Source organism: Terrabacter sp. Root181 (assembly GCF_001428505.1).
Classification (GTDB): Bacteria; Actinomycetota; Actinomycetes; order Actinomycetales; family Dermatophilaceae; genus Terrabacter.
The window spans coordinates 1720793-1742643 of the sequence record NZ_LMHU01000001.1 but is presented as its reverse complement, the minus strand read 5'-3'; the positions used below and the strand labels follow the sequence as shown (position 1 = coordinate 1742643).

20 protein-coding genes, 2 tRNA genes and 1 pseudogene are annotated in these 21851 nt (G+C 72.1%); 9 read left to right on the top strand and 14 right to left on the bottom strand.

Annotated features, from left to right (window positions below):
* Positions 1 to 26: 26 nt before the first annotated feature.
* Complete coding sequence (locus tag ASD90_RS08100) at positions 27 to 1112, top strand: PLP-dependent aspartate aminotransferase family protein (protein ID WP_056753772.1); 1086 nt, start codon at positions 27 to 29, stop codon at positions 1110 to 1112.
* A 178-nt stretch (positions 1113 to 1290) separates the two neighbouring features.
* On the opposite strand, the gene ASD90_RS08095 is transcribed toward ASD90_RS08100, so the two are convergent.
* Positions 1291 to 2292 (bottom strand): NAD(P)H-dependent glycerol-3-phosphate dehydrogenase, encoded by a 1002-nt coding sequence (locus ASD90_RS08095; protein WP_235506427.1) that lies wholly within the window; start codon positions 2290 to 2292, stop codon positions 1291 to 1293.
* A complete protein-coding gene (locus ASD90_RS08090) occupies positions 2289 to 3089 on the bottom strand; it encodes a 1-acyl-sn-glycerol-3-phosphate acyltransferase (protein WP_056753769.1) in 801 nt (266 codons plus the stop codon). Before ASD90_RS08090 ends, ASD90_RS08095 begins: the two co-directional genes overlap by 4 nt.
* A gap of 114 nt (positions 3090 to 3203) precedes the next feature.
* On the opposite strand from ASD90_RS08090, the gene cofC reads away from it, so the two are divergent.
* A complete protein-coding gene (gene cofC / locus ASD90_RS08085) occupies positions 3204 to 4073 on the top strand; it encodes a 2-phospho-L-lactate guanylyltransferase (protein ID WP_056753766.1) in 870 nt (289 codons plus the stop codon).
* A 79-nt stretch (positions 4074 to 4152) separates the two neighbouring features.
* On the opposite strand, the gene ASD90_RS08080 is transcribed toward cofC, so the two are convergent.
* The 3 genes from ASD90_RS08080 to leuC form a co-directional block, all read right to left on the bottom strand.
* On the bottom strand, positions 4153 to 4923 hold the full coding sequence (locus ASD90_RS08080) for an HU family DNA-binding protein (protein WP_056753763.1): 771 nt from the start codon (positions 4921 to 4923) through the stop codon (positions 4153 to 4155).
* A 286-nt stretch (positions 4924 to 5209) separates the two neighbouring features.
* Complete coding sequence (gene leuD / locus ASD90_RS08075; RefSeq protein WP_056753761.1) at positions 5210 to 5803, bottom strand: 3-isopropylmalate dehydratase small subunit; 594 nt, start codon at positions 5801 to 5803, stop codon at positions 5210 to 5212.
* A 3-nt stretch (positions 5804 to 5806) separates the two neighbouring features.
* Positions 5807 to 7252 carry a 3-isopropylmalate dehydratase large subunit gene (gene leuC / locus ASD90_RS08070; protein WP_056753758.1) on the bottom strand — a complete coding sequence of 482 codons (1446 nt, stop codon included), beginning with the start codon at positions 7250 to 7252 and terminating at the stop codon, positions 5807 to 5809.
* 154 nt (positions 7253 to 7406) lie between these two features.
* Between leuC and ASD90_RS08065 the strand changes: the two genes are divergently transcribed.
* From ASD90_RS08065 to fgd, 3 genes are all read left to right on the top strand, one after another.
* The gene (locus tag ASD90_RS08065) at positions 7407 to 8159 is read left to right on the top strand and encodes an IclR family transcriptional regulator (protein ID WP_020142814.1); all 753 of its coding nucleotides are present in this window, start codon (positions 7407 to 7409) and stop codon (positions 8157 to 8159) included.
* A gap of 177 nt (positions 8160 to 8336) precedes the next feature.
* On the top strand, positions 8337 to 9338 hold the full coding sequence (locus tag ASD90_RS22875) for a L,D-transpeptidase family protein (RefSeq protein ID WP_082588540.1): 1002 nt from the start codon (positions 8337 to 8339) through the stop codon (positions 9336 to 9338).
* 81 nt (positions 9339 to 9419) lie between these two features.
* On the top strand, positions 9420 to 10427 hold the full coding sequence (gene fgd / locus ASD90_RS08055; protein WP_056753754.1) for a glucose-6-phosphate dehydrogenase (coenzyme-F420): 1008 nt from the start codon (positions 9420 to 9422) through the stop codon (positions 10425 to 10427).
* Here the strand turns inward: fgd and ASD90_RS08050 are convergent.
* Positions 10420 to 10956 carry a DUF4188 domain-containing protein gene (locus ASD90_RS08050; RefSeq protein ID WP_056753751.1) on the bottom strand — a complete coding sequence of 179 codons (537 nt, stop codon included), beginning with the start codon at positions 10954 to 10956 and terminating at the stop codon, positions 10420 to 10422. The genes fgd and ASD90_RS08050 overlap by 8 nt on opposite strands.
* 72 nt (positions 10957 to 11028) lie before the next feature.
* On the opposite strand from ASD90_RS08050, the gene ASD90_RS08045 reads away from it, so the two are divergent.
* Together ASD90_RS08045 and ASD90_RS08040 are read left to right on the top strand one after the other, a co-directional pair.
* A complete protein-coding gene (locus ASD90_RS08045) occupies positions 11029 to 11679 on the top strand; it encodes a MerR family transcriptional regulator (RefSeq protein WP_056753749.1) in 651 nt (216 codons plus the stop codon).
* Positions 11680 to 11729: 50 nt separating this feature from the next.
* Positions 11730 to 13895: a bifunctional lysylphosphatidylglycerol flippase/synthetase MprF gene (locus tag ASD90_RS08040; protein ID WP_056753746.1), complete on the top strand. Its 2166-nt coding sequence runs from the start codon at positions 11730 to 11732 to the stop codon at positions 13893 to 13895.
* A gap of 96 nt (positions 13896 to 13991) precedes the next feature.
* Here ASD90_RS08040 and ASD90_RS24535 read toward each other — a convergent pair.
* From ASD90_RS24535 to ASD90_RS08005, 8 genes and pseudogenes are all read right to left on the bottom strand, one after another.
* A pseudogene (locus ASD90_RS24535) lies at positions 13992 to 14393 on the bottom strand (alpha/beta-hydrolase N-terminal domain-containing protein); the annotation flags it as partial.
* Between the two features lie 130 nt (positions 14394 to 14523).
* Positions 14524 to 14596: transfer RNA gene (locus ASD90_RS08035), tRNA-Glu, on the bottom strand.
* 91 nt (positions 14597 to 14687) lie between these two features.
* Positions 14688 to 14759 (bottom strand) — tRNA-Gln (locus ASD90_RS08030).
* 57 nt (positions 14760 to 14816) lie between these two features.
* Entirely contained in the window at positions 14817 to 15572 is a 756-nt protein-coding gene (locus ASD90_RS08025) for an HAD family hydrolase (protein ID WP_056753744.1), read from the bottom strand.
* Positions 15569 to 16225: a GNAT family N-acetyltransferase gene (locus ASD90_RS08020; protein ID WP_056753740.1), complete on the bottom strand. Its 657-nt coding sequence runs from the start codon at positions 16223 to 16225 to the stop codon at positions 15569 to 15571. The genes ASD90_RS08025 and ASD90_RS08020 overlap by 4 nt, the downstream gene beginning before the upstream one ends.
* An 11-nt stretch (positions 16226 to 16236) precedes the next feature.
* A complete protein-coding gene (gltX, locus tag ASD90_RS08015) occupies positions 16237 to 17862 on the bottom strand; it encodes a glutamate--tRNA ligase (RefSeq protein WP_255358549.1) in 1626 nt (541 codons plus the stop codon).
* A gap of 33 nt (positions 17863 to 17895) precedes the next feature.
* Positions 17896 to 18675 (bottom strand): fumarylacetoacetate hydrolase family protein, encoded by a 780-nt coding sequence (locus tag ASD90_RS08010; protein ID WP_056753735.1) that lies wholly within the window; start codon positions 18673 to 18675, stop codon positions 17896 to 17898.
* Between the two features lie 41 nt (positions 18676 to 18716).
* Positions 18717 to 20177 carry a hypothetical protein gene (locus tag ASD90_RS08005; protein ID WP_056753732.1) on the bottom strand — a complete coding sequence of 487 codons (1461 nt, stop codon included), beginning with the start codon at positions 20175 to 20177 and terminating at the stop codon, positions 18717 to 18719.
* 70 nt (positions 20178 to 20247) lie between these two features.
* Between ASD90_RS08005 and ASD90_RS08000 the strand changes: the two genes are divergently transcribed.
* Together ASD90_RS08000 and ASD90_RS24685 are read left to right on the top strand one after the other, a co-directional pair.
* A complete protein-coding gene (locus ASD90_RS08000; RefSeq protein WP_056753729.1) occupies positions 20248 to 21117 on the top strand; it encodes a hypothetical protein in 870 nt (289 codons plus the stop codon).
* Positions 21118 to 21421: 304 nt separating this feature from the next.
* The gene (locus ASD90_RS24685) at positions 21422 to 21820 is read left to right on the top strand and encodes a nitroreductase family deazaflavin-dependent oxidoreductase (protein WP_369793580.1); all 399 of its coding nucleotides are present in this window, start codon (positions 21422 to 21424) and stop codon (positions 21818 to 21820) included.
* The last annotated feature ends 31 nt before the right edge of the window (positions 21821 to 21851 follow it).

Genomic DNA, 21851 nt, shown 5'->3' with positions numbered 1-21851 from the left:
GTGGGGGCCGCTCGTACCCTGAGGGCGTGGGCACCGAAGCGGAATCGCAGCACCTGCACGTCGACACCTTCCTCGTGGCGTCGGGACGCCCCGAGCGCTCCCCCGGCTCGCCCGCGAACGTCGCCGTCGAGCTGACGTCGACGTATGCCGCGGACGGCCCCGTCAACTACGCCCGCTCGGGCAACCCGACGTGGACCGCGTTCGAGCAGGCCCTGGGCGGGCTGGAGGGTGGCCACGCCCTCGTGCACGCGTCCGGCATGGGAGCCATCTCGGCGGCGCTCTCCCTCGTGGCTCCCGGCGGCACGGTCGTCGCCCCCGACACGACGTACAACGGCACCGGCGACCTGCTCGTGGCGCACGAGAAGGCCGGCGGCTCGGTCGTGCGGGTCCACGCCACCGACACGGCCGGCTTCCTCGCCGCCCTCGAGACGGCCGACCTCCTCTGGCTCGAGTCGCCGACGAACCCGCTCATGGACGTCACCGAGCTCGACGTCGTCCTCGCCCGTGCGCGCGACCTCGGCGTGACGAGCGTCGTCGACAACACGCTCTCGACCCCCCTGCTGTGCCGGCCGCTCTCGCTCGGCGCCGACGTCGTCGTGCACTCCGTGACGAAGTACCTCTCGGGCCACAGCGACGTCGTGCTCGGCGCGACCGTCGTCGCCGACACCGAGCGGGGCGCCGGGATCGGCGAACGCCTGCGTCGCCATCGCACCCTGCACGGGGCGATCGCCGGGCCGATGGAGGTCTTCCTCGCGCTGCGTGGCCTGCGGACGCTGTCGGTGCGCTTCGAGCGGGCGTGCACCAGCGCAGCCGAGCTCGCCCGTCGCCTCGAGGGACACCCGTCCGTCGAACGCGTCCGCTACCCCGGGTCGGGGGCGATGGTCTCGATCGACGTGGTGGGCGGGGCGGACGCCGCCGAGCGCGTCTGCGCCTCGACGCGTCTCTGGCTGCACGCGACGAGTCTCGGCGGCGTCGAGTCGCAGCTCGAGCGCCGCCGCCGTCACCCCTCCGAGTCCGAGCAGGTCCCCGTCAACCTGCTCCGGCTCTCGGTGGGCATCGAGCACGTCGACGACCTGTGGGCCGACCTGTCCCAGGCGCTGGACCGCGCCTGACCCGCGGGGTCATCGTGGTCAGGCCCCGACCGACGACCCTCGGTCGCAAAGGAGCCACGACACGCCGCCCGACCCGCCGACAGATGGGGTATGCCGCCCACCAACGGTCGTCGGTCGGCCGCGGCACGGCGGACGCACTGGCCACGGACCCCGCGGACGGGCCGGACGGCATACGGCCTCAGTGCTTCTCGGCCTTGAGGTCGCGTGACATGAGGCGCGGCCCGACCTCGCTCGCCGAGTGCCCGTCGCGGATGACGGCGACGACCTGCTCGCAGATCGGCATGTCGACGTCGTGCTGCTCGGCGAGCGTGAGGATCGACTCGCACGACTTCACGCCCTCGGTGGTCGTGCGCAGCTCGGCGGTCGCCTCGGCGACGGTCATGCCGCGCCCGAGACGGACGCCGAAGCTGTGGTTGCGCGAGAGCGGCGACATGCACGTGGCGATGAGGTCGCCGACGCCGGCGAGGCCCATGAAGGTCTGTGGGTGCGCGCCGAGGGCAAGGCCGAGGCGCGTGGTCTCGGCGAGGCCGCGCGTGATGATCGTGGCCTTCGTGTTGTCGCCGAAGCCCATCCCCTCGGCCATGCCGGACGCGAGGGCGACGACGTTCTTCGTCGCCCCGCACACCTCGGCGCCGATGACGTCGGTATCGGTGTAGGGCCGGAACCACGGCGTCGCGCAGGCGCTGGCGACGCGCTCGGCTGTCGCCATGTCACGACACGCGACGACGCCCGCGGCCGGCTGGCGACGGGCGATCTCGGGCGCGAGGTTGGGGCCGGACACGACGACGATGCGGTCGGTCCCGATGTCGGCGGCCTCGGCGATGACCTGGCTCATCCGCATCGTCGTCCCGAGCTCGACGCCCTTCATGAGCGACACGACCGGGGCGTCGGCGGGGATGGAGCCGCCCCACTGGGTCAGGTTGTCGCGCAGCGTCTGCGACGGTACGGCCAGGACGACGACGTCGGCCCGGTGCAGGGCCTGCCCGGGGTCGACGGTGGCGCGGACCGCCGACGGCAGCTCGAGCTCGGGCAGGTAGGCCTCGTTGCGGCCGGCGTTGATCGCGTCGGCGACCTCGCCGCGACGGGCCCACATCGAGACGTCGCACCCGGCGTCGGCGAGGATCATGCCGAAGGCCGTCCCCCAGTTGCCACTGCCCATGACGGCGACGCGCGTCGTCACGACGGGCTCCCGTCGCCGCCACGGTGACGCTTGGCCCGCCCGATCTCGTGGTGCTTGAGCGGGTCACCGATCTCGGGGACGCCGTGGCTGCGCGGGTCGAAGCGCTCGGTCGGACGCTTCTCGTCCCGGAGCACCTCGAGCAGCTCGGTGATGCGGTCCATGAGCCGGTCGGTGGCCTCGCGCAGCACCAAGGCGTCGATGGGGCGGTCGTAGAGGTCGGACAGGTCGACGGGCGGACCGGCGTACATCATCATCGTCTTGCGTGGGAAGAGTGAGGGCTTGTGGCCGTAGGGCGACAGGATCTCCTGGGCGCCCCACTGGGCCACCGGCACGAGCGGGCAGCGCGTCTCGAGCGCCACGCGGGCGGCCCCGGTCTTGCCGCGCATCGGCCACAGGTCGGGGTCGCGCGTGATGGTGCCCTCGGGGAAGATGCCGAGCGCCTTGCCGGCACGCACGCCGTCGACGGCGGCCCGGTAGGCGCCGGCCGCCGCGGCCGAGTTGCGGTAGACGGGAATCTGGCCGCACTTCTTGAGGAGCCAGCCGACGACGGGGATGGCGAAGAGGCTGTCCTTGCCGAGGAAGTAGGCCTCGCGCCCGCTGTCGAACATGAAGTGCGCGAAGACGAGCGGGTCGGCGTAGGAGATGTGGTTCGTCGAGACGACGAAGCCCCCTTCGGCCGGGATATTCTCGAGCCCGCGCCAGTCGCGCTTGGTGATCCGCATCAGCAGCGGCCGGAGCAGGATGGCCAGGAGCCGGTAGGCCAACGGCAACCGCCTCTTGGGTGCGCCGGCTGTCACGTTGTCACGTCCTCCTCGTCGTGCGCACGCTGGTCGGCGTGGCTGGGCTTCATCTTGTCCACCTCACGGCGCGGTGTCGAGCAGCGAGGCGGCGAGTGGGACGATATCGCCAGCATGACGACCTCCTCCCACCCGCGCCCCCCGGCCGCGCCGGCCACCGACTGGCACGTCGTCGTCCCCGTCAAGGACACGAGCCACGGCAAGTCGCGCCTGGCCCGCGCCGTCGGCTCGGACCGCGCCGACCTCAGTGCCGCCATCGCGTCGGACACCCTCGCCGCAGCCCTCGAGGCGGTCGGTCCCGACCACCTCGTGCTCGTCACGAGCGACGCGGTCCTCGCGGACCGCTGGCGTACGCGTGGGGTGCACGTCGTCGCGGACCCGGGCAGCGGGCTCAACGACGCCGTGTCCGCCGGAATGCGGCAGGCCGGGCCGGGTGCTCGCGTGGCCGCCCTGCTCGGCGACGTCCCGTCGCTCGACGCGGCATCACTGCGGGCGGCCCTCGAGGTCGCGGGGCGCGCCGACGAGTCGTTCGTCCCCGATGCAGACGGGACGGGGACGGTGCTGCGCTGCGGCCGTGGCTTCACCCCGCGGTTCGGGACCGACAGCGCCGCTCGTCACGAGGCCGACGGGGCGGTGCGCCTCGAGCTGCCCCTCCCCCGCCTGCGCACCGACGTCGACGACGCCCGGAGCCTGTCGCGGGCGCGCCGGCTCGGGCTGGGGCCGGCCACTCGGAGCGTCCTCGAGCACCGGGCATCTGGTTGGATCAGGAGCATGCAGGCCACCGTCCACCGCTTCGACCCCGAGACCCGCACCGGCAGCCTGCTGCGCGACGACGGCGTCGAGCTGCCGTTCGAGGCACCGGCGTTCGACGGGAGCGGCCTGCGCCTGCTGCGTCTCGGTCAGCGCCTCACGGTCGAGGTCGTCGACGACCACGTCGTGGCCCTGCACATCGTGGGCGTCGGCCCGGGGCAGCCCATCCGCTGACACGTGACGTGGGCCCGGCCGTGACCGGCCGGACCCACGTCACGTTCGGCGGCGCCCGGACCCCGGGCGCCGCACGGCCTCACCTGGAGGCGGTCTTCCGGGCGGTCGTCTTGCGGGCCGTCGTCGTCTTCTTCGCGGCGGTGGTCCTGGTTGCGGCGGCCTTGGTCGTCGTCTTCTTCGCGGCTGCCTTGGCCGGAGCGGCCTTGGTCGCCGTGGCGCGCTTGGCCGGGGCCGCCTTCGTCGCAGCAGCCTTCGTCGTCGTCTTCTTCACCGCAGCCTTGGCCGGAGCGGCCTTGGTCGCCGTGGCGCGCTTGGCCGGGGCCGCCTTCGTCGCAGCAGCCTTCGTCGTGGTCTTCTTCACCGCAGCCTTGGCCGGAGCGGCCTTGGTCGCCGTGGCGCGCTTGGCTGGGGCCGCCTTCGTCGCAGCGGCCTTCGTCGTCGTCTTCTTCACCGCAGCCTTGGCCGGAGCGGCCTTGGTCGCCGTCTTCTTCGCCGTCGTCCTCGTGGCCGGAGCCGCGGCCACCGAGGTTCCGGCGGAGGCGCGCGAGGCGGCCGACTCGGTCTTCGACAGCTTCTTGGCGCCCGACACGACCTCCTTGAAGTTCGTGCCCGAACGGAACTTGGGGACGCGGGTCTTCTTGATCCTCACGGTCGCCCCCGTCTTCGGGTTGCGGCCGGTGCGCGCGGCGCGGTCGGCCCGCTCGAAGGTGCCGAAGCCGGTGATGCCGACCTTGCCACCCTTGGCGACCTCGCGGATGACGACGTCGAGGAACGCCTCCAGCGCGTCGGATGCGACCTTCTTGCTACCGAGCTTGATCTCGAGCGCGTCGATCAGTTCTGCCTTGTTCACGTCTTCCCCTCCAGAGGACTGTCGGCGTCAGGCGACCCGACGATGAGCGTCCGGAACCGGTCCGGCTACCTCCTGACGTTAGGCCGCTGCGCGAGGCACGTCCATCACCGGTCGGTGGGTTTTTCGTTGTGTCGCAAGGAGTTTGACGGGTTCTGAGCGGATCCTGAGGGCCTGGGGGACGCCATGGACGGCGCCCGAATCGTCCGGATATGGGATCGGATCCCCTTGTCAGACAAGGGGATCCGTGGACCATCACACGTCTCAGGGGCGCCGGCGAGGCCGCCCGTCAGGCCGGGGTGGTGACCGGCTTGTGGCTCGGGCGGTGCGACTCGAAATCCGCGACGAGATCCTCGTGTCGCAGGGTCAGGCCGATGTCGTCGAGGCCCTCGAGCAGCCGCCAGCGGGTGTAGTCGTCGATCTCGAAGGGTGCCACGATCTCGCCGGCGTGGACCGTGCGGCCCACGAGGTCGACCGTGATCTCGGCACCGGGACTGTTCTCGAGGTACTTCCAGATCAGCTCGACGTCGTCCTGCGACACGATGGCGGTGAGCAGGCCCTGCTTGCCGCTGTTGCCCCGGAAGATGTCGGCGAAGCGGGAGCTGATGACGACCCGGAAACCCCAGTTCATCAGGGCCCACACCGCGTGCTCGCGGCTCGACCCCGTACCGAAGTCGGGACCGGCCACGAGGACCGAGCCGTCGGCGTACACCGGGTTGTTGAGGACGAAGGACTCGTCCTTGCGCCAGGCGGCGAAGAGCCCGTCCTCGAAGCCCGTGCGCGTCACGCGCTTGAGGTACTCGGCGGGGATGATCTGGTCGGTGTCGACGTTGCTGCGTCGCAGCGGGACACCGACGCCGGTGTGGGTCTCGAACGCGTCCATGGCTCAGGCCTCTCCGGTGGTGGCGGATGCCAGCTCGCCCTGCGGTCGGCCGGCGGTCTCGAGGTCGGCAGGGCTCGACAGGGTGCCCCGGACCGCGGTGGCGGCCGCGACGAGCGGGCTGACGAGGTGGGTGCGGCCTCCCTTGCCCTGCCGCCCCTCGAAGTTGCGGTTGGAGGTCGAGGCGCTGCGCTCGCCCGGGGCGAGGGTGTCGGGGTTCATCCCGAGGCACATCGAGCAGCCGGGGAGGCGCCACTCGGCGCCGGCCTCGGTGAAGACCTTGTCGAGACCCTCGGACTCGGCCTGCAGGCGCACCTTGGCCGATCCGGGGACCACGAGCATGCGGACTCCGTCGGCGACGCGGTGGCCCTGGACGACGGTGGCCGCTGCGCGGAGGTCCTCGATGCGGCCGTTGGTGCACGAGCCGACGAAGACCGTGTCGACCTTGATGTCGCGCAGCGGCGTGCCCGGCTCGAGGCCCATGTAGGCCAGGGCGTTGGCTGCGGCGAGCCGGTCGCTCTCGTCGGCGAACTCCTCGGGGTCGGGCACCGAGGCGGAGAGCGGCAGGCCCTGGCCCGGGTTCGTCCCCCACGTGACGAAGGGGGTCAGGGCGGACGCGTCGAGGTCGACCTCGGCGTCGAAGACGGCGTCGTCGTCGGTGCGCAGCGCGGTCCACTCGGCGACCGCGGCGTCCCAGTCGGCGCCGGTCGGGGCGTGCGGGCGCCCCCGGAGGTAGTCGAACGTCGTCTGGTCGGGCGCGATCATCCCGGCGCGCGCGCCGGCCTCGATCGACATGTTGCAGACCGTCATCCGGGCCTCCATCGACAGCGCCTCGATGGCGTCGCCGCGGTACTCGATGACGTAGCCCTGGCCACCGCCGGTGCCGATCTTGGCGATGACGGCCAGGACGATGTCCTTGGCCGTGACACCCTCGGGCAGCGCGCCGCGCACGTTGACGGCCAGCGTCCTGAAGGGCTTGAGGGGCAGGGTCTGGGTGGCGAGCACGTGCTCCACCTCGGACGTGCCGATGCCGAAGGCGAGCGCCCCGAAGGCGCCGTGGGTCGAGGTGTGGCTGTCGCCGCAGACGACCGTCATGCCCGGCTGCGTCAGGCCGAGCTGGGGGCCGACGACGTGCACGATGCCCTGGTCGGCGTCACCCATGGGGTAGAGGCGGACACCGAACTCCTCGCAGTTGCGACGGAGCGTCTCGACCTGGATCTTCGACACGGGGTCGGTGATCGGGCCGGGCGTCGTGGGGACGTTGTGGTCCTCGGTCGCGAGCGTGAGGTCGGGTCGACGCACGGGCCGGCCGGCGAGGCGCAGCCCGTCGAACGCCTGAGGGCTGGTGACCTCATGGAGGAGGTGGAGGTCGATGTAGAGGAGGTCGGGCTCCCCCTCGGCGCGACGGACGACGTGCGCGTCCCAGACCTTCTCGGCGAGTGTCCCTGCCATGACTTCCCTCTGACTTCCCTCCGCGGCGGCGTTTCCGGTGGTCGAGCGCGTGCGCCATCAAGGACCTGGTCGCGACATCGCTCTTCCGTCAGCGTGGACCTTTTGTGGGCCCGGTGGATTGACGTCTCAGTGCCTGAGACGTCAGTATCAGTGCATGGACAACTCTTCAGGGGTCGGTGTTCTCGACAAGGCCGCCACGGTGCTCGGCGCCCTCGAGGCCGGTCCGGCCACCCTCGCCCAGCTCGTCGGAGCCACCGGGCTCGCCCGCCCCACGGCCCACCGTCTGGCGGTCGCTCTCGAGCACCACCGCCTCGTCTCGCGTGACATGCAGGGACGCTTCGTGCTGGGCCCGCGCCTCGGCGAGCTCGCCTCGGCCGCCGGTGAGGACCGGCTGCTCGCGGCCGCCGGCCCGGTGCTCGGCGCCCTGCGCGACCACACGAACGAGAGCGCGCAGCTCTTCCGCCGCCAGGGCGACCAGCGCATCTGCGTCGCGGCCGCCGAACGGCCCGTCGGCCTGCGCGACTCGATCCCGGTGGGCGCGACGCTGTCGATGCTGGCCGGCTCGGCCGCACAGGTGCTGCTCGCGTGGGAGGAGCCCGACCGGCTCCACCGCGGCCTCCAGGGCGCGGCCTTCACGGCGACCGCGCTGTCCGGCGTCCGCCGCCGCGGGTGGGCCCAGAGCGTCGCCGAGCGCGAGGCCGGGGTCGCCTCGGTTTCCGCGCCGGTACGCGGCCCGTCGGGTCGCGTCGTCGCCGCGGTGTCGATCTCCGGACCCATCGAGCGCCTCTCGCGCCAGCCCGGTCGGCTGCACGCCGCGACGGTCGTCGCCGGCGCCAACAAGCTGACCGAGGTGCTGCGTCGCCACCACGCGATGCAGCAGCAGCAACAGCAACAGCACAACGCCTGACCCCTCCTGACCCGCTCGCCTCCCGACAACGTCGTCGGGACCGGCCGGCCGTGCACAACGGATCGGTCACGATCCGGATCCACACCCCGTCTCGGACAACCTTTCCGGGGGTGTTCGCGTCACCCTCAGTGCAGTGCACCGTCGCACGGCACGTCGCATTCCGGACAAGGGGTCACGATGCAGACAGCCACCTCGCCGCTCCAGTCGCCCCCGAGGCGACGGACCTCGGGCGGCCAGCGCCGCGCCCTCCTGGTGAGCGCCGCCGTCGCCCTCGTGGCCGCGACGACGGCCTGCGGCCCGGACCAGGGCACGGGCGTGGCGGGCACCGACGTCAACGAGGCCGTCGTGGGGTCCAGCTCGTCGGGCACGCCAGCCCCGACGACGAGCGAGCAGGCCGCCGAGACCACCACCGGGACCCCCACCGTGGGGTCGAGCGCCACCCCCTCGTCGACCCCGACCACCGTCACGCCGACGGCTCCCGCGCAGACGGCCAAGCCGACCGTCGAGCCGAAGCCCACCCCGGTGCCCGTCATCGTGCTCCGCGCCGGCGACACCGGCCCCAAGGTGCGCTCCCTGCAGGCGCGGCTGCGCCAGCTGCGCTGGTTCGACGGCGACGTCAGCGACCGCTACGGCTCGAGGACGACCGCCGCGGTGCGCGGCTTCCAGGCCAAGCGCGGCTTCGACGCCACCGGCACCCTCGACGAGCGGACGTGGGACAAGCTGGTCTCGATGACGCACCGCCCGACGGCCGACGAGCTCGCCAACGTCAAGCCGAAGCCGGCCGAGCCCACCGGATCGATGAGCTGGGACGTCGACGAGCGCTGCCTGACCGGTCGCGTCATGTGCGTCAGCAAGTCGACCAGGCACCTCACCTGGGTCGTCGACGGCGTACCGCAGTACGGCTTCGACGTGCGCTTCGGCAGCGACGAGCTGCCCACCCGCGAGGGCGTCTTCTCCGTCTACCTCAAAAAGGTCGACGTCATCTCGAACCTGTACCACACGCCCATGCCGTACTCGATGTTCTTCTCGGGCGGCCAGGCGGTGCACTACTCCTCGAACTTCGCCCGCCTCGGCTACACCGGCGCCTCGCACGGCTGCGTCAACGTGCGCAACAAGCCGCTGCTCGTCCAGCTCTATGGCGAGGTCCGCATCGGCGACAAGGTCGTCGTCCACTGGTGACGCGTCCGGAGCGCCCGGAGCGCCCGGAGCGGCCGGTCGTAGGCTGACGGGGTCACTCCCCCACGGCCCGAAGGAGTCGGTGTGCTCAAGGTTGGTTGGAAGGCGTCCGCGGAGCAGTTCGGTCCGCGCGACCTCGTCACGTTGGCCACCCGGGCCGAGCAGGTCGGGCTCGACTCGGCCTTCATCTCCGACCACTCCCAGCCGTGGCGCCACCAGCAGGGGCACGCCCCCTTCGCGATGAGCTGGCTCGCGGCGGCCGGCGAGCGCACGGAGCGGATCCAGCTCGGCACGTCGGTCATGACGCCGACGTTCCGCTACAACCCCGCGGTCGTGGCGCAGGCCTTCGGCACGCTCGGCGCGCTCAACCCGGGCCGCATCGTCCTGGGCATCGGCACCGGAGAGGCCCTCAACGAGGTCGCCGTCGGCGCCGCCGGCTCCCCGTGGCCGGAGTTCAAGGAGCGTTTCGCGCGGCTGCGCGAGGCCGTGACGCTCATGCGGAGGCTGTGGACCGAGGAGCGCGTCGACTTCGAGGGTGACTACTACCGGACCCACGCGGCGACGGTCTACGACCGCCCAGAACAGCCGATCCCCGTCTACGTCGCCGCCGGCGGCCCCCTCGTCGCGAGGTATGCCGGCCGGTCGGGTGACGGGTTCATCTGCACCTCCGGCAAGGGCCGCGAGCTCTACGAGGACAAGCTGCTGCCCGCTGTCGACGAGGGACTGGCCAAGTCGGACCGCACCCGCGACGACATCGACCGCATGATCGAGATCAAGCTGTCCTACGACCGGGATGCCGAGCAGGCCCTGCACAACGTGCGCTTCTGGGCGCCGCTGTCGCTCAGCGCCGAGCAGAAGCACGGCGTCGACGACCCGGTCGAGATGGAGCGCCTGGCCGACGAGCTGTCCGACGAGGAGATCGCCAAGCGCTGGATCGTGACGAGCGACCCGGCCGAGGCCGTCGACGCCGTGCGGCAGTACGTCAGGTGGGGCTTCAACCACGTCGTCTTCCACGCACCCGGCCACGACCAGGGCCGGTTCCTCGAGCAGTTCTCGGCCGACGTGCTCCCCGGGCTGCGCGAGCTCAGCTGACGGCGCCCTCCGGAGTCGTGCCGCCGGCGGCGACGTCGCGCCGGGCGATCCGGGCGTGCCGGCGTCGGCTGCGGTCCTCGGTCAGGCCGAAGGCCTTGCCGAGCCCGGTGGGCGGCATCCCGACGTAGAGGCTCTCGTGCGCGCCGGCCGGCACGGCATACGTCTCGTGCCAGATGCCGACGGCGCCGGTGGCCCTGCGGCTGCGGCGGTAGAACGCCGTCCACGCGGGTCGGTGGCGGCGCTCGGGGTCGTTGGCATAGGCGTACACGGACTCGACGTCGCGCCAGTACTGCACGAGCGTGGGGCCTCGTGCCCCGATGAGGGTGCGGGCCTCGAGGAAGCCGAGGTCCGGACCCTCCCCCCGCGCCGCGGCGGCCTTGGCGGCATACAGCTCGGTGAGCAGGCCGGGCATGGCGGCGAACACCGGGCCCCAGAGGTCGGGGCGCCAGGGGTGGTTGACCCGCATCCCGATGAGGAAGACGGCGAGGTCGCCGTCGTGGGTGTGGCTGGTGTGGACGAAGCCGGTCATGACACGCCTCTCGGATAGTGATGCTATCCAAGTTTGGACAGTCATACTATCCAAAGTCAAGGAGGAACTCCCATGCGCATCTCAGAGCTGGCCGAACGCACCGGCGTCAGCATCCCCACGCTGAAGTACTACCTGCGCGAGGGCCTGCTCCACGCCGGCGAGGCGCAGGGCGCCACGCGTGCGACCTACGACGCGAGCCACGTCGACCGGGTCCGCCTGGTGCGCACTCTCGTCGACGTGGGCCGTCTCTCGATCGACCGGGTGCGCGAGGTGGTCCGGTCCCTCGACGAGCCGCCGGCCAGCCGGCACGAGCTCCTCGGCGCAGCCCACGAGGCGCTTCGCCCCCACGTCGCAGCCGCGGACCCGACACCGGAGGCCCTCGACCGGGTGCGCGCCCTCGGCCCACCCGGGTGCGAGCACTCCCCCGCCGGCCACCAGCTCGCCCAGGCGCTCACGGCCGCCGGCGCCGCCGGGTGGAGCATCGACGACGCGACGCTGGCCACGTGGCAGCGGGCCATGCTTTCCGTCGCCGAGACGGACGTCGCCCCCTCTCTCGCCTCGGCCCCACCGGAGGAGGCCCTGCGCTACGCGATCGTCGGCACCGTCCTGACCGACCCGGTGCTGCTCGCACTGCGCCGCGTGGCGCAGGAGTCGGTGAGTGCCCGGCGACTCGGACCCGGGCCCCCGGCGTCGCGCGGGCCTGCGACGAGCCCCGCGCACTAGCATCGCACCAGGTCCACCGCGGACCGGAGACCCGGGAAGGGGCCCCGCGCGTGACGACAGCTTCGACCGACCACGACTCGGACCCGGATCGCGCGGCCCGAGCTCTCGCCCTCGCCCGCCGCCTGCCCTTCACGCTCGCGGTGGTCGGCACCATGCTCCTCGTCGGGGTGGCGACCAGCACGCTGTGGAGCGCGCTGGAGGACCGAGACCTGCTCCACCACGTGGCCTACGGCCTCCCCGCCCTCCAGGACGGCCGCTGGTGGACCCCTGTCACGGGCGCCTTCTTCGCGCTCACCCCGGCGCAGTACCTCCCCGTGGCCGGCGGCGCCCTGCTCATGGTCGGCTGGTCGGAGTGGCGGCTCGGGACCCGTCGGGTCGCCGTCGCCGCCACCACCACCCACCTGGCCGGCGTCCTGCTCGCCTCGCTCTTCCTGCTCGTCGTCGGCGACACCGGATGGGAGTGGGCCGCCCGCCTCGCCGCGGAGCTCGACGCGGGGTTCAGCGCGGGCGCCCTCGGCGCGGTCGCTGCGGCGAGCGCCACCCTGACCCCGCCCTGGCGTGGGCGCCTGCGAGCCGTCGTGTCGCTCTACGCGGTCGTGGCCCTGCTCTACGTCGGTCGCCTCTGGGACCTCGAGCACGCCATCGGCATCTCGGTCGGGCTCGCCCTCGGGCCGGTCCTGCTCGGCCGCCGGCCCTCGCTCGCGCTGCCACGCTTCAGCCGACACGAGTGGAGGGTCGTGTCGTCGACCTTCTACGTCGTCAGCGCGCTCGTGCAGATCCTGCTCTACTTCACCCCGTCCGACGGGCCGCTCGGCGCGACGTCCGACGACACGGACGCGTTCGGCGTCCTCATCAGCGCGGCGATCTCGCTCCTGCTGGCCGACGGTCTACGGCGAGGGTCGCGTCGGGTGTGGTTCCTCGCGGGCGGCCTCGCGACCCTCTCCCTCCTGGCCCAGTCGCTGCTCATCGTCGTCGAGATCGTGGCCCCCGAGCAGCTCAACGGCGACGGTCAGGTCGCGACCTCCATCCCGGAGCTCGTCCTCAGCGTGCTCATCACTGTGCTGCAGCTCGCCGTCCTCGTGCTCGGCCGTTCCGCCTTCCAGGCCCGGTCACGCCGCAAGCGGCGCGCCCAGCTGGCCACCGGGGCCGACGACCGTGACATCGCGGTCAGCCTGCTCAAGGAGCACGGCGGGACGACCATGTCGTGGATGGGTACCTGGCCCGACAACCACTGGTACGTCCACCGGGACCCGTCCGGCGCGCCCGTGGGCTACGTCGCGTTCCAGGTCCACCGGGGCACGGCCATCGCCCTGGGGGACCCCGTCGCGGCCGACGCCCCGACGCGCGCCGTGGTGCTGCAGGGGTTCGTCGACGAGCAGGAGACGCACGGTCTCATCGTGTGCTTCTTCTCCGTGACGCAGGAGGTCGCCGACTGGGGAGAGTCCCACAGCCGCCGCGACGTGCTCGTGGCCGAGGAGGCGATCATCGACCTGCCCGGGCTCGAGTTCAAGGGCAAGTCCTGGCAGAGCGTCCGCACGGCCCTCAACCGCGCCACGAAGGACGGGATCACCTACCGCGAGGGGCGGCTCGCCGAGATGCCGAGGGGCCTGCTGACGCAGGTGCGCGCCATCTCCGAGCTCTGGGTGTCCGACAAGGGCCTGCCAGAGATGGGCTTCACGCTCGGGGGCGTCGACGAGGCCCTCGACCCCGACACCCGGGTCGGGCTGGCCGTCGACGCCGACATGACGGTGCACGGTGTCACGTCCTGGCTGCCGGTCCACTCCCCGGGCGGTGAGGTCCGCGGGTGGACGCTCGACGTCATGCGCCGGCTGCCCGATGGCTTCCGGCCCGTGACCGAGTTCCTCATCGCGAGCGCCTGCCTGTCCTTCCGTGAGCAGGGCGCGTCGTTCGTCTCCCTCTCGGGTGCCCCGCTGGCGCACTCCGGCGACGGCACGGTCGAGCGGGCCGCCCTGGAGCGACTGCTCGACCAGCTCGGTGAGGCGATGGAGCCCCTCTACGGCTTCCGGTCGCTCGACAGCTTCAAGCAGAAGTTCCGGCCCAGGCACGAGCCGGTCTACCTCGTCTTCCCCGACGAGGCCGCGCTCCCGCGCATCGGGCTCGCGCTCACGTCGGCGTACCTGCCCGGAGCCTCCCTGCGCGACCTGGCGCGGGCCGGCCTCCAGTCCCGCAGGGACGATGCTCAGGCGTCCTTGTAGGGGCGCTTCTCGAGGACGGACGACAGCGCCGCCGTCTGCTCGGGAGTCCAGTCGGGTGGGTTCGTGACGGCGACCCACGACTCGAGGTTGGCCGTGGCCGACCATGCCGTAGAGGGTGCGGATCTCGTTCTGCCAGCCGACCTGGCGCCAGCCGGTGAAGACCGCCGCCCAGAGGCCGAGCCCCACGAAGATCGCCACGAGGACGCGGCGGGCGCGCCCGCGCACGCTGGGGATCCCCAGGTGGCGCCAGATGGCCTGGGTGCCGGCGCCGATGCCGTAGCCGATCATCACGGTGACACCGGAGGCCACCCCTTGCGCCATCGCGCCACGCGGCAGGAGCGAAGGCAGCAGGGACAGCGCGAAGAACCACGCCGCCACGGTGAGGCCGACCCCCGAGAACGTCGGGTCGAAGACCCGGCGCGGAGTGCCGAGCGCCGGTCGCCACGACCGGTGTCGGGCGGTGACCGCCGGAGGGGCGACGACGGTCGGTGCGGTCATGCGGCTGCTGCTTGCTCGGCGTGCCCAAGACGAGCGTCAGCATAGGTGGGCCGACCGCGGGCCCCCTGACATGCAGGAAGACCCCGGTCCGTGTGGACCGGGGTCTTCCTCTGCTCTCTCGAGCATCACGTAGCCCCGACGGGATTCGAACCCGCGCTACCGCCTTGAGAGGGCGGCGTGCTAGGCCGCTACACAACGGGGCCGTGAGCGGTGCCAAGCGGACTCGGCACGAGAAGAAACCTTACCGTGAAGGCGGGATTTCTCCGAATCGGCCCACGTTGCCGTGAACCAGAGCTGGGGTACCAGGACTCGAACCTAGAATGACGGAACCAGAAACCGTAGTGTTGCCAATTACACCATACCCCAAGGGGTTTCACTCCGAGCCTGCCTCGCGGCCGGTACGGGGTGAACCGAATGGGAATACTACCGGTCCGTGAGCGGTGGCCCAAATCGGCGCTCGAGCACCACCGCGACCTCGTCCAAGCCACGCACGCGGGCGACCGCCTCGGGCGTCCCCCGCCCGGCCCGGTCGAGCCACACGGCACGCAGGCCGGCGGCCTGGGCACCGAGGACGTCCCACTCGATGCTGTCGCCGATGCAGACCACCCGCTCGGGCTCGGAGCCGAGCAGCCGGCACGCCTCGAGGTAGACGCGGGGGTCGGGCTTGCCGAAGCCCAGGGTGTCGGTCGTCACGACGACGTCGAACCGCTCGACGAGGTCGAGGGCCTCGAGCTTGATGCGCGTCGGCGCGTGCGCCGAGTTGGTCAGCAGGGCGACCGGCAGGCCCTGCCCGTCGGCCGCGGCCAGCAGTCCCGGCACGTCGGGGAAGAGGCGCTGCGAGCTGCGGAAGGCCGGGGCGTAGGCGTCCTCGAACGACCGGTGGGCCCCGTCGGGGACCTCGAGCCCGAACGCCACGGCCACCTCGGCCAGCCGGCCCGAGCGCATCGCGTCGAACGGGACGTCACCGGACGCGTAGCGCGGGAACCATCGCTCCGGGTCGTCGTAGTAGCGCTGGGCCATGGCGCGGTGGTCCCCGACGGGCCGGTGCGGCCAGATCGCGGCGGCCGCCTCAGTGCCGGCCGTGACCATCGCCTCCTGCGTGTCGACGATGGTGTCGTCGACGTCGAGCAGCACGGCGTGCACGCCGTCGAGGACAACGGCGAGGGACGGCGGGTTCACGGTTGGGGTCCTTCCACGGGGTCGAGCCCGAACAGGGGCAGCGCCGGCCGCACCCCGTCGATGCCGACCTCGCGGGCCCGGCCCGCCGCCTCCCAGGCCGCCCGCTCGAGCCGGACGTGCTGCAGCGTCTCACCCGAGTGCTCGAGCACGGAGCGACGGGTGTCGCGGTAGCCCAGGGCCCGCGAGACGCCCAGCGACGCGGCGTTGCCGACGACCGCCGAGCTGATCGCCGCCGTGGCTCGCAACGGACCGAAGGCCAGCGCGAGCACCGCCGCCCGCATCTGCGTTCCGAGGCCCCTCCCCCGCGCCGTGGCGACGAGCCACGATGACGAGTCGACGATGCGGTCCGCGCGCCAGTCCGGGCCCTCGAGCCACTGGGCACCGACGACGTCTCCGTCCGCGCGCACGACGAAGGGCAGCGCCCAGTCGTCGGGCGACCACATGCCGAGGGCGCGCCAGTAGCCCTGCGAGAGGACGGCCCGACGGTTCGCGGCGCCGTCGAGACCGGCATACGTCGTCGCGTGCGGGTTCAGCTCGAGGTCGTCGGGCAGGAGCGAGCACAGGGTCGGCAGGTCGGCCTCCGTCATGACGGTGAGGTCGAGGTCGGCCGTGCGCAGGCGGATGCCGTGCAGCGGCCAGGCCACCCTCTCCACCCGCACCCTCCTCAGAGCGAGTCGCGCAGCGACCGGAGACGGTTGAGCGTCGACGTCTTGCCGAGGATCTCCATCGACTCGAAGAGCGGCGGCGAGATGCCCGCACCCGAGACGGCCGTGCGCAGCGGACCGAACGCGAGGCGCGGCTTGATGCCGAGCCCGTCGACGATCGCCGCACGCAGCGCCGCCTCGATCCCCGCGGCGTTCCACGGGCTCCCCGTGCCGAGCACGCCCGTGCCGTGGTCGTCGATGTCGCCGAGCACCTTGAGGGCCGCGTCGAGGACGGCCGGGGCATCGTCCTTGAGCTGGGCGCGCGCATCCTCGTCGATGACGAGCTGGTCGTCGGCGACGAAGAAGGGGCGCACGAGCGCCGGCGCCTCGGTGAGCAGGGCCATGCGCGTCTGGATCAGCTCGGCGACGGACTTGAGACGCGCCAGCTCACCGAGCGACTGCGTCTCGCCGAGGACGCCGTCCGCGACGAGGTACGGCAGCAACCGGCTCGCGAACTCGCCCGCGCCGAGCGACCGGATGTAGACGCCGTTGAGCCAGTCGAGCTTCTTGAGGTCGAAGATCGGGCCGATCGGGTTGACCTTGCCCCAGTCGAAGGTGCGGCTGAACTCGTCGAAGGTGAAGACCTCGACGTCCGCACCCTCGGCGTCCTGCTGCGGCGGATAGGCAAGCAGCGCAAGGAAGTTCACGAGCGCCTCGGGGAGATAGCCCTGCTCGCGGAACCACGTGAGACGGGCGGCGGGGTTCTTGCGCTTGGAGATCTTGGACTTGTCGGTGTTGCGCAGCAGCGGCATGTGCGCGAACGCCGGCGGCTCGAGGCCGAGCCAGCGGTAGAGCAGCACGTGCTTCGGCGTCGAGCTGATCCACTCCTCACCGCGCACGACGTGGGTGATGCCCATGAGGTGGTCGTCGACGACGACGGCGAGGTGGTAGGTCGGGAAGCCGTCGGCCTTGAGGATCACCTGGTCGTCGGGGCGCGGCGCCGAGACCTTGCCGCGGATGACGTCGTCGAAGACGAGCGGTACGTCGTCGGGCACGAGCATGCGCACGACGGGCGTCTCGCTGAAGCCGGGCAGCGCTGCGCGCTCCTCGCGGGTCCTGCCCACGCACAGGCGGTCGTAGCCGGTCGGCTGCTTCGTCTTTTGCTGGACCTCGCGCATCTGGTCGAGGCGCTCCTTGGAGCACCAGCAGTAGTAGGCGTGGCCGTCGGCGAGGAGGCGCTCGACGTAGGGCCGGTAGGTGTCGAGGCGCTCGGACTGCCGGTACGGCGCGAACGGCCCACCGATGTCCGGGCCCTCGTCCCAGTGCAGCCCGAGCCACGCGAGGGTGTCGTAGAGCTGCGCCTCCGAGTCCTCACGGAAGCGCGCGCGGTCGGTGTCCTCGACGCGGAGGACGAACTGGCCACCCTGCTGCCGGGTGAAGGCGAGGTTGAAGAGCGACATGTAGGCCGTGCCCACGTGCGGGTCACCGGTGGGTGACGGCGCGACGCGCGTGCGCACCGGGCCGGAGCCGTCGGACGTCGAGACGCGAGGGGCCTCCTCGGTGCGGATCTCGACCTGGTCGCCGGCGTCGCCCTCGACGCTGACGGAGGAGGACGGCATACGTGTGCTGGTGCTGTTGTCGCTCATGGTGCGACCCAGCCTAGTGGGAGCCCGAAAGGGTCAGCGACGCACGAAGGTGTTGGTCAGCGACCCGATGCCCGCGATCTCGACCGTGACCTGCTGGCCCGCCTCGACGAGCCCGACGCCGGCCGGAGTACCGGTCAGGATGACGTCGCCGGGCAGCAACGTGAAGGCCGCCGAGGCGTACTCGATGATGGTCGCGATGCCGTGGATCATGTCGGCGGTCGTGCCGTCCTGCTTCACCTCGCCGTCGAGCGTCGTGACGATCGACAGGTCAGCGGCGTCGAGCTCGGTCTCGACCCACGGTCCGAGCGGGCAGCTCGTGTCGAAGCCCTTGGCACGGGCCCACTGTCCGTCGGTGCGCTGCCAGTCGCGCGCCGTCACGTCGTTGGCGATGGTGTAGCCGTAGATGCACTCGGCGGCGTCCTTCGCCCTGACGCCCTTGGTGATCGTCTTGATGACGACGGCGAGCTCGCCCTCGTAGGAGATCTCGCTGCTGCCGGCCGGTAGGACGACGGGGTCGAAGGGTCCGACGACGGCGGTGTTGGGCTTGAAGAACATCATCGGCTCGGCCGGGGCCTCGCCGCCCATCTCCTTGGCGTGGTCGGCGTAGTTCTTGCCGATCGCGACGATCTTGGAGCGCGGGATGACGGGTGCGAGCAGGCGGACGTCGTCGAGCATGACGGGCGGTTGCCCGCTCGGCTGGAGGCCGACGTAGAGCGGGTCGCCGGCCAGCGGCGTGATCACCTCGCTGCCGGGGTCGCCCTGGACGATGCCGTATGCCGGGTCGTCCCCGGTCGTGAACCTCGCGATGCGCACGCGCCCACCCTACGACGGGAGCCGCTCCCCGCGGAGGGCGGTCAGCGCGGCCAGACGATGGTGACGTCGGCAGGCGAGCCGGGCTGCCCGCTGGGGCGGGTGCGGTACTCCGGCACGCCCACGCAGGTCCACAGCAGTCCGGCGACGTCGCTGCCCAGCAAGTGTGGGAGGTCGGAGTCGCGGAAGGTCATGCCCGACGCGGCCGCGCCCAACGCGTACGCCATGAGGTGGAGGCGGCCCTCGGCGAGGCCCGCGAGCAGCTGGGCCTCGCGGTAGCCGTGGTCGTCGAGGTCGGCCAGGCGCGCGCCGCTCATGGCGACGAAGGCCGCGTCGCGGGCGAGTCCCTGCTCGAGGGCGGCCCTGAACAGCTCGTCGCGGACGGACGGCTCGTCGAGCGGGCGCACCGGCGAGGAGAGGTCGGGCCACCGGTGGATGCCGGTCGGCACGTCGCCGACGGCGCTGACGCCGAGCCAGTGCGGCACGTCGATCCCGCGCAGCGAGGCGCCCATCGCGTCGACGAGGACGTGGCGCGGCAGGGAGCGATCCGGGTGCAGGCGGCGGATGGAGCCCTTGCTGACGACGACGGCGTCGGTGCTCGGGCCACCCTCGGAGGTGAGCTCGACCGGCGCGCCGCGCCCGAGCTCGGCGCCGAGGGCGCGCTGCTCCCCCGCGCGCTGGGCGGCCGTGACGAGCGGGAACTCGAGGCCGTCGGCGTCGTGGTGGCCGGACATCGGGTCGCCGGTCAGGTGGACGGCCGGGTTGCCGGGGCCGAGGGCCACGAGGGCGACGGGGAACTCGTGCACGCGGTCGGAGCCGACGAGGGCAGCCACCTCGGCGTCGGGGAAGGCCGTGAACAGGCGCGCGGTCACGCCGACCGAGTCGGCAAGGGCGAGCGTCTGGGAGAGCATGGTGCCGGCGTCCCAGTAGACGTGGCGGAAGCCGCGCTCGCGGTAGCGCCAGCCGGTGCGCCACGGCACCCCCGTGACGACGACGGTCACGGCGTCGCCCGACGGCGGGGGGCCGAGGACGACGAGGGCGTGCGCCTCCGGGTCGTACCAGTGCAGGCCGGGTGCCAGGCCCTCGATCCGGGCGCCGCGCGGGACCGCGACGTAGAGCTCGAGCGGGAACCGCGCGCCCGCAGACCCCGCGGCGCGGAAGAGCATGAGCCCGCCGTCCGGGCGCGTGGTGCGCCGCGTGACTCCGGACGAGAGGTAGAGCAGGCGGGCCAGCGCGGGGAGGTCGAGGCCGCTCGGCTCGACGTCCGCGGTGCCGGCGAGCACGGCCGTGGCAGGGGCCGTGGACGCAGGGAGGTCGGTCGGCAGCAGGACTCGGCGGAGGTCGTCGTCGTAGCGCTTGTAGGACTGGGGGCGCCGCGTCAGGTCGTTGGGCACGAGGTCCTGCACGAGCCGGTCGTCGTCGGGGACCTCCGTCCACTCCCGCTCCGGGGTGTAACAGGTCAGGCGGTGCAGCAGGTGAGTGGGCCGCTCGGCGTCCGGTGCCATGAGGCCATCCTGCCCTCGCGGTGCTGGTGCGCGGTGGGGTTCGCCGCCGCGAGTCGCCTACCCTCGTGGGGTGCAGGTCCTGGACGAGCCGGAGTGGCGGGAGCGGACGGCGGCGCACGAGGCGCGCGTCGACTCCGCGACAGCAGCGCACCTGGCCCGCCGCCGCGACCACCGCAAGCACCCCGTCGAGGACTTCCTCTTCACCTACTACTCCTTCAAGCCCGCTCAGCTGCGTCGCTGGCATCCGGGGGCGGAGACCGCACTCGGCGGAGCGGCTCAGGCTCCGCACACCGACTGGCGCTTCTACGCCGAGGAGGCGGGCCGCGTCCACGTGGACGTCGAGGCCTTCACGGCGGCGCGGGGCGACACGCTGCGCTTCGTCCGCGAGCTGCTCGTGCGCACGGCAGGACGGCCGGCCCGCTTCGGCTGCTTCGGTCTGCACGAGTGGGCCATGGTCTACCGGCTCGACCCGTCCGACGTGCGGCACTCGGGATGGCCGCTGCGTCTCGGCGCCACGGGCACCGACGCCGTCGTCGAGAGCCACCAGGTGGCCTGCTCGCACTTCGACGCCTACCGGTTCTTCACGCCCGCCGCCCAGCCGCTCAACGCGCTGGCGCCGACGCGTGAGACCCAGACCGCCCTCGAGCAGCCCGGCTGCCTACACGCCGGCATGGACCTCTACAAGTGGGCTCACAAGCTCGTGCCGGCAGTGTCGAGCGACATCGTCATGGACTGCTTCGAGCTCGCCCGCGACATCAGGGCCCTCGACATGCGGGCGGCGCCGTACGACCTGCGCGAGCTGGGCTGGGAGCCCGTGCGGATCGAGACCGCCGAGGGCAAGGCGGAGTATGCCGCCGCGCAGCGCGGCTTCTCCGTCCGCGGTCAGGTGCTGCGGGAGCGTTTGATCACTGGTTGCGACCGTATTCTGCAAACCCCCTGAGATTCGACGCGATCGCGCAACGGGGCAGGACCGGACGAGCGACGGCGACCATGAGACCGGCGGTCCGGTTTGCGTGCATGTGGTCCTCCCTGTGTGCGTGAGCAAGTTCTACCGCGCGGGAGCGAGTAGCGCGCGGTGGCCGCTCGGAGAGCCGCACGTCAGTGCGACTCCCATCGGGCGAGGAGCGGAGACCCTAGCGACGCCCAGAACTGGAGCGCGCAGCGGCATGTCCGCGCGAGGCGGCGGGTCGGTCCAAGCGGGCGCGAGTGTTGCCCACCGGCCGACCTAGGATGGCCCGGAGGTGATGCGCATGCCGTGGCCCTCGTTCACGCAACCGTTCCACCGTTGGGTCAACCCCATCGCGCTCCGTTTCGCTGGAGGATTCGGCTCACTGGTTGTCCTCGAGCACGTGGGGCGCCGATCCGGGAAAGTCCGACACACGCCGGTTCGCGCGTTCAGGCGTGATGGCGTCGTAGCCGTCGGCGCGAACTTCGGCGCACAGTCGGACTGGGTGAAGAACGTGCTTGCCGCCGGGGGCTACCGAATGACAATGCGAGGTCATCGACTGCGCTTGTCTGAGCCCCGGCTCGTCCCGCTGGAGGAAGCCATGGCCGTGTTTCCGGCGTGGTTCAGCTTGGGCCTTCGATACCTGGTACACACCGACAAATGCCTGCTCCTGACCGTGGTCGGCACCCAACCCTGACGCAAGAGCTGTCATGATCGCACCGCTCGGT

Excerpts from the sequence above, each read along its gene's own strand:
- ASD90_RS22875 (WP_082588540.1), top strand. The coding sequence starts at position 8,337 with ATGCAGACAGCCACCTCGCCGCTCCAGTCGCCCCCGAGGCGACGGACC.
- leuC (WP_056753758.1), bottom strand. The coding sequence starts at position 7,252 with ATGGCAGGGACACTCGCCGAGAAGGTCTGGGACGCGCACGTCGTCCGT.
- ASD90_RS08050 (WP_056753751.1), bottom strand. The coding sequence starts at position 10,956 with ATGACCGGCTTCGTCCACACCAGCCACACCCACGACGGCGACCTCGCC.
- ASD90_RS08045 (WP_056753749.1), top strand. The coding sequence starts at position 11,029 with ATGCGCATCTCAGAGCTGGCCGAACGCACCGGCGTCAGCATCCCCACG.
- ASD90_RS08005 (WP_056753732.1), bottom strand. The coding sequence starts at position 20,177 with ATGGCACCGGACGCCGAGCGGCCCACTCACCTGCTGCACCGCCTGACC.
- ASD90_RS24685 (WP_369793580.1), top strand. The coding sequence starts at position 21,422 with ATGCGCATGCCGTGGCCCTCGTTCACGCAACCGTTCCACCGTTGGGTC.
- leuD (WP_056753761.1), bottom strand. The coding sequence starts at position 5,803 with ATGGACGCGTTCGAGACCCACACCGGCGTCGGTGTCCCGCTGCGACGC.
- cofC (WP_056753766.1), top strand. The coding sequence starts at position 3,204 with ATGACGACCTCCTCCCACCCGCGCCCCCCGGCCGCGCCGGCCACCGAC.
- gltX (WP_255358549.1), bottom strand. The coding sequence starts at position 17,862 with ATGAGCGACAACAGCACCAGCACACGTATGCCGTCCTCCTCCGTCAGC.
- ASD90_RS08065 (WP_020142814.1), top strand. The coding sequence starts at position 7,407 with ATGGACAACTCTTCAGGGGTCGGTGTTCTCGACAAGGCCGCCACGGTG.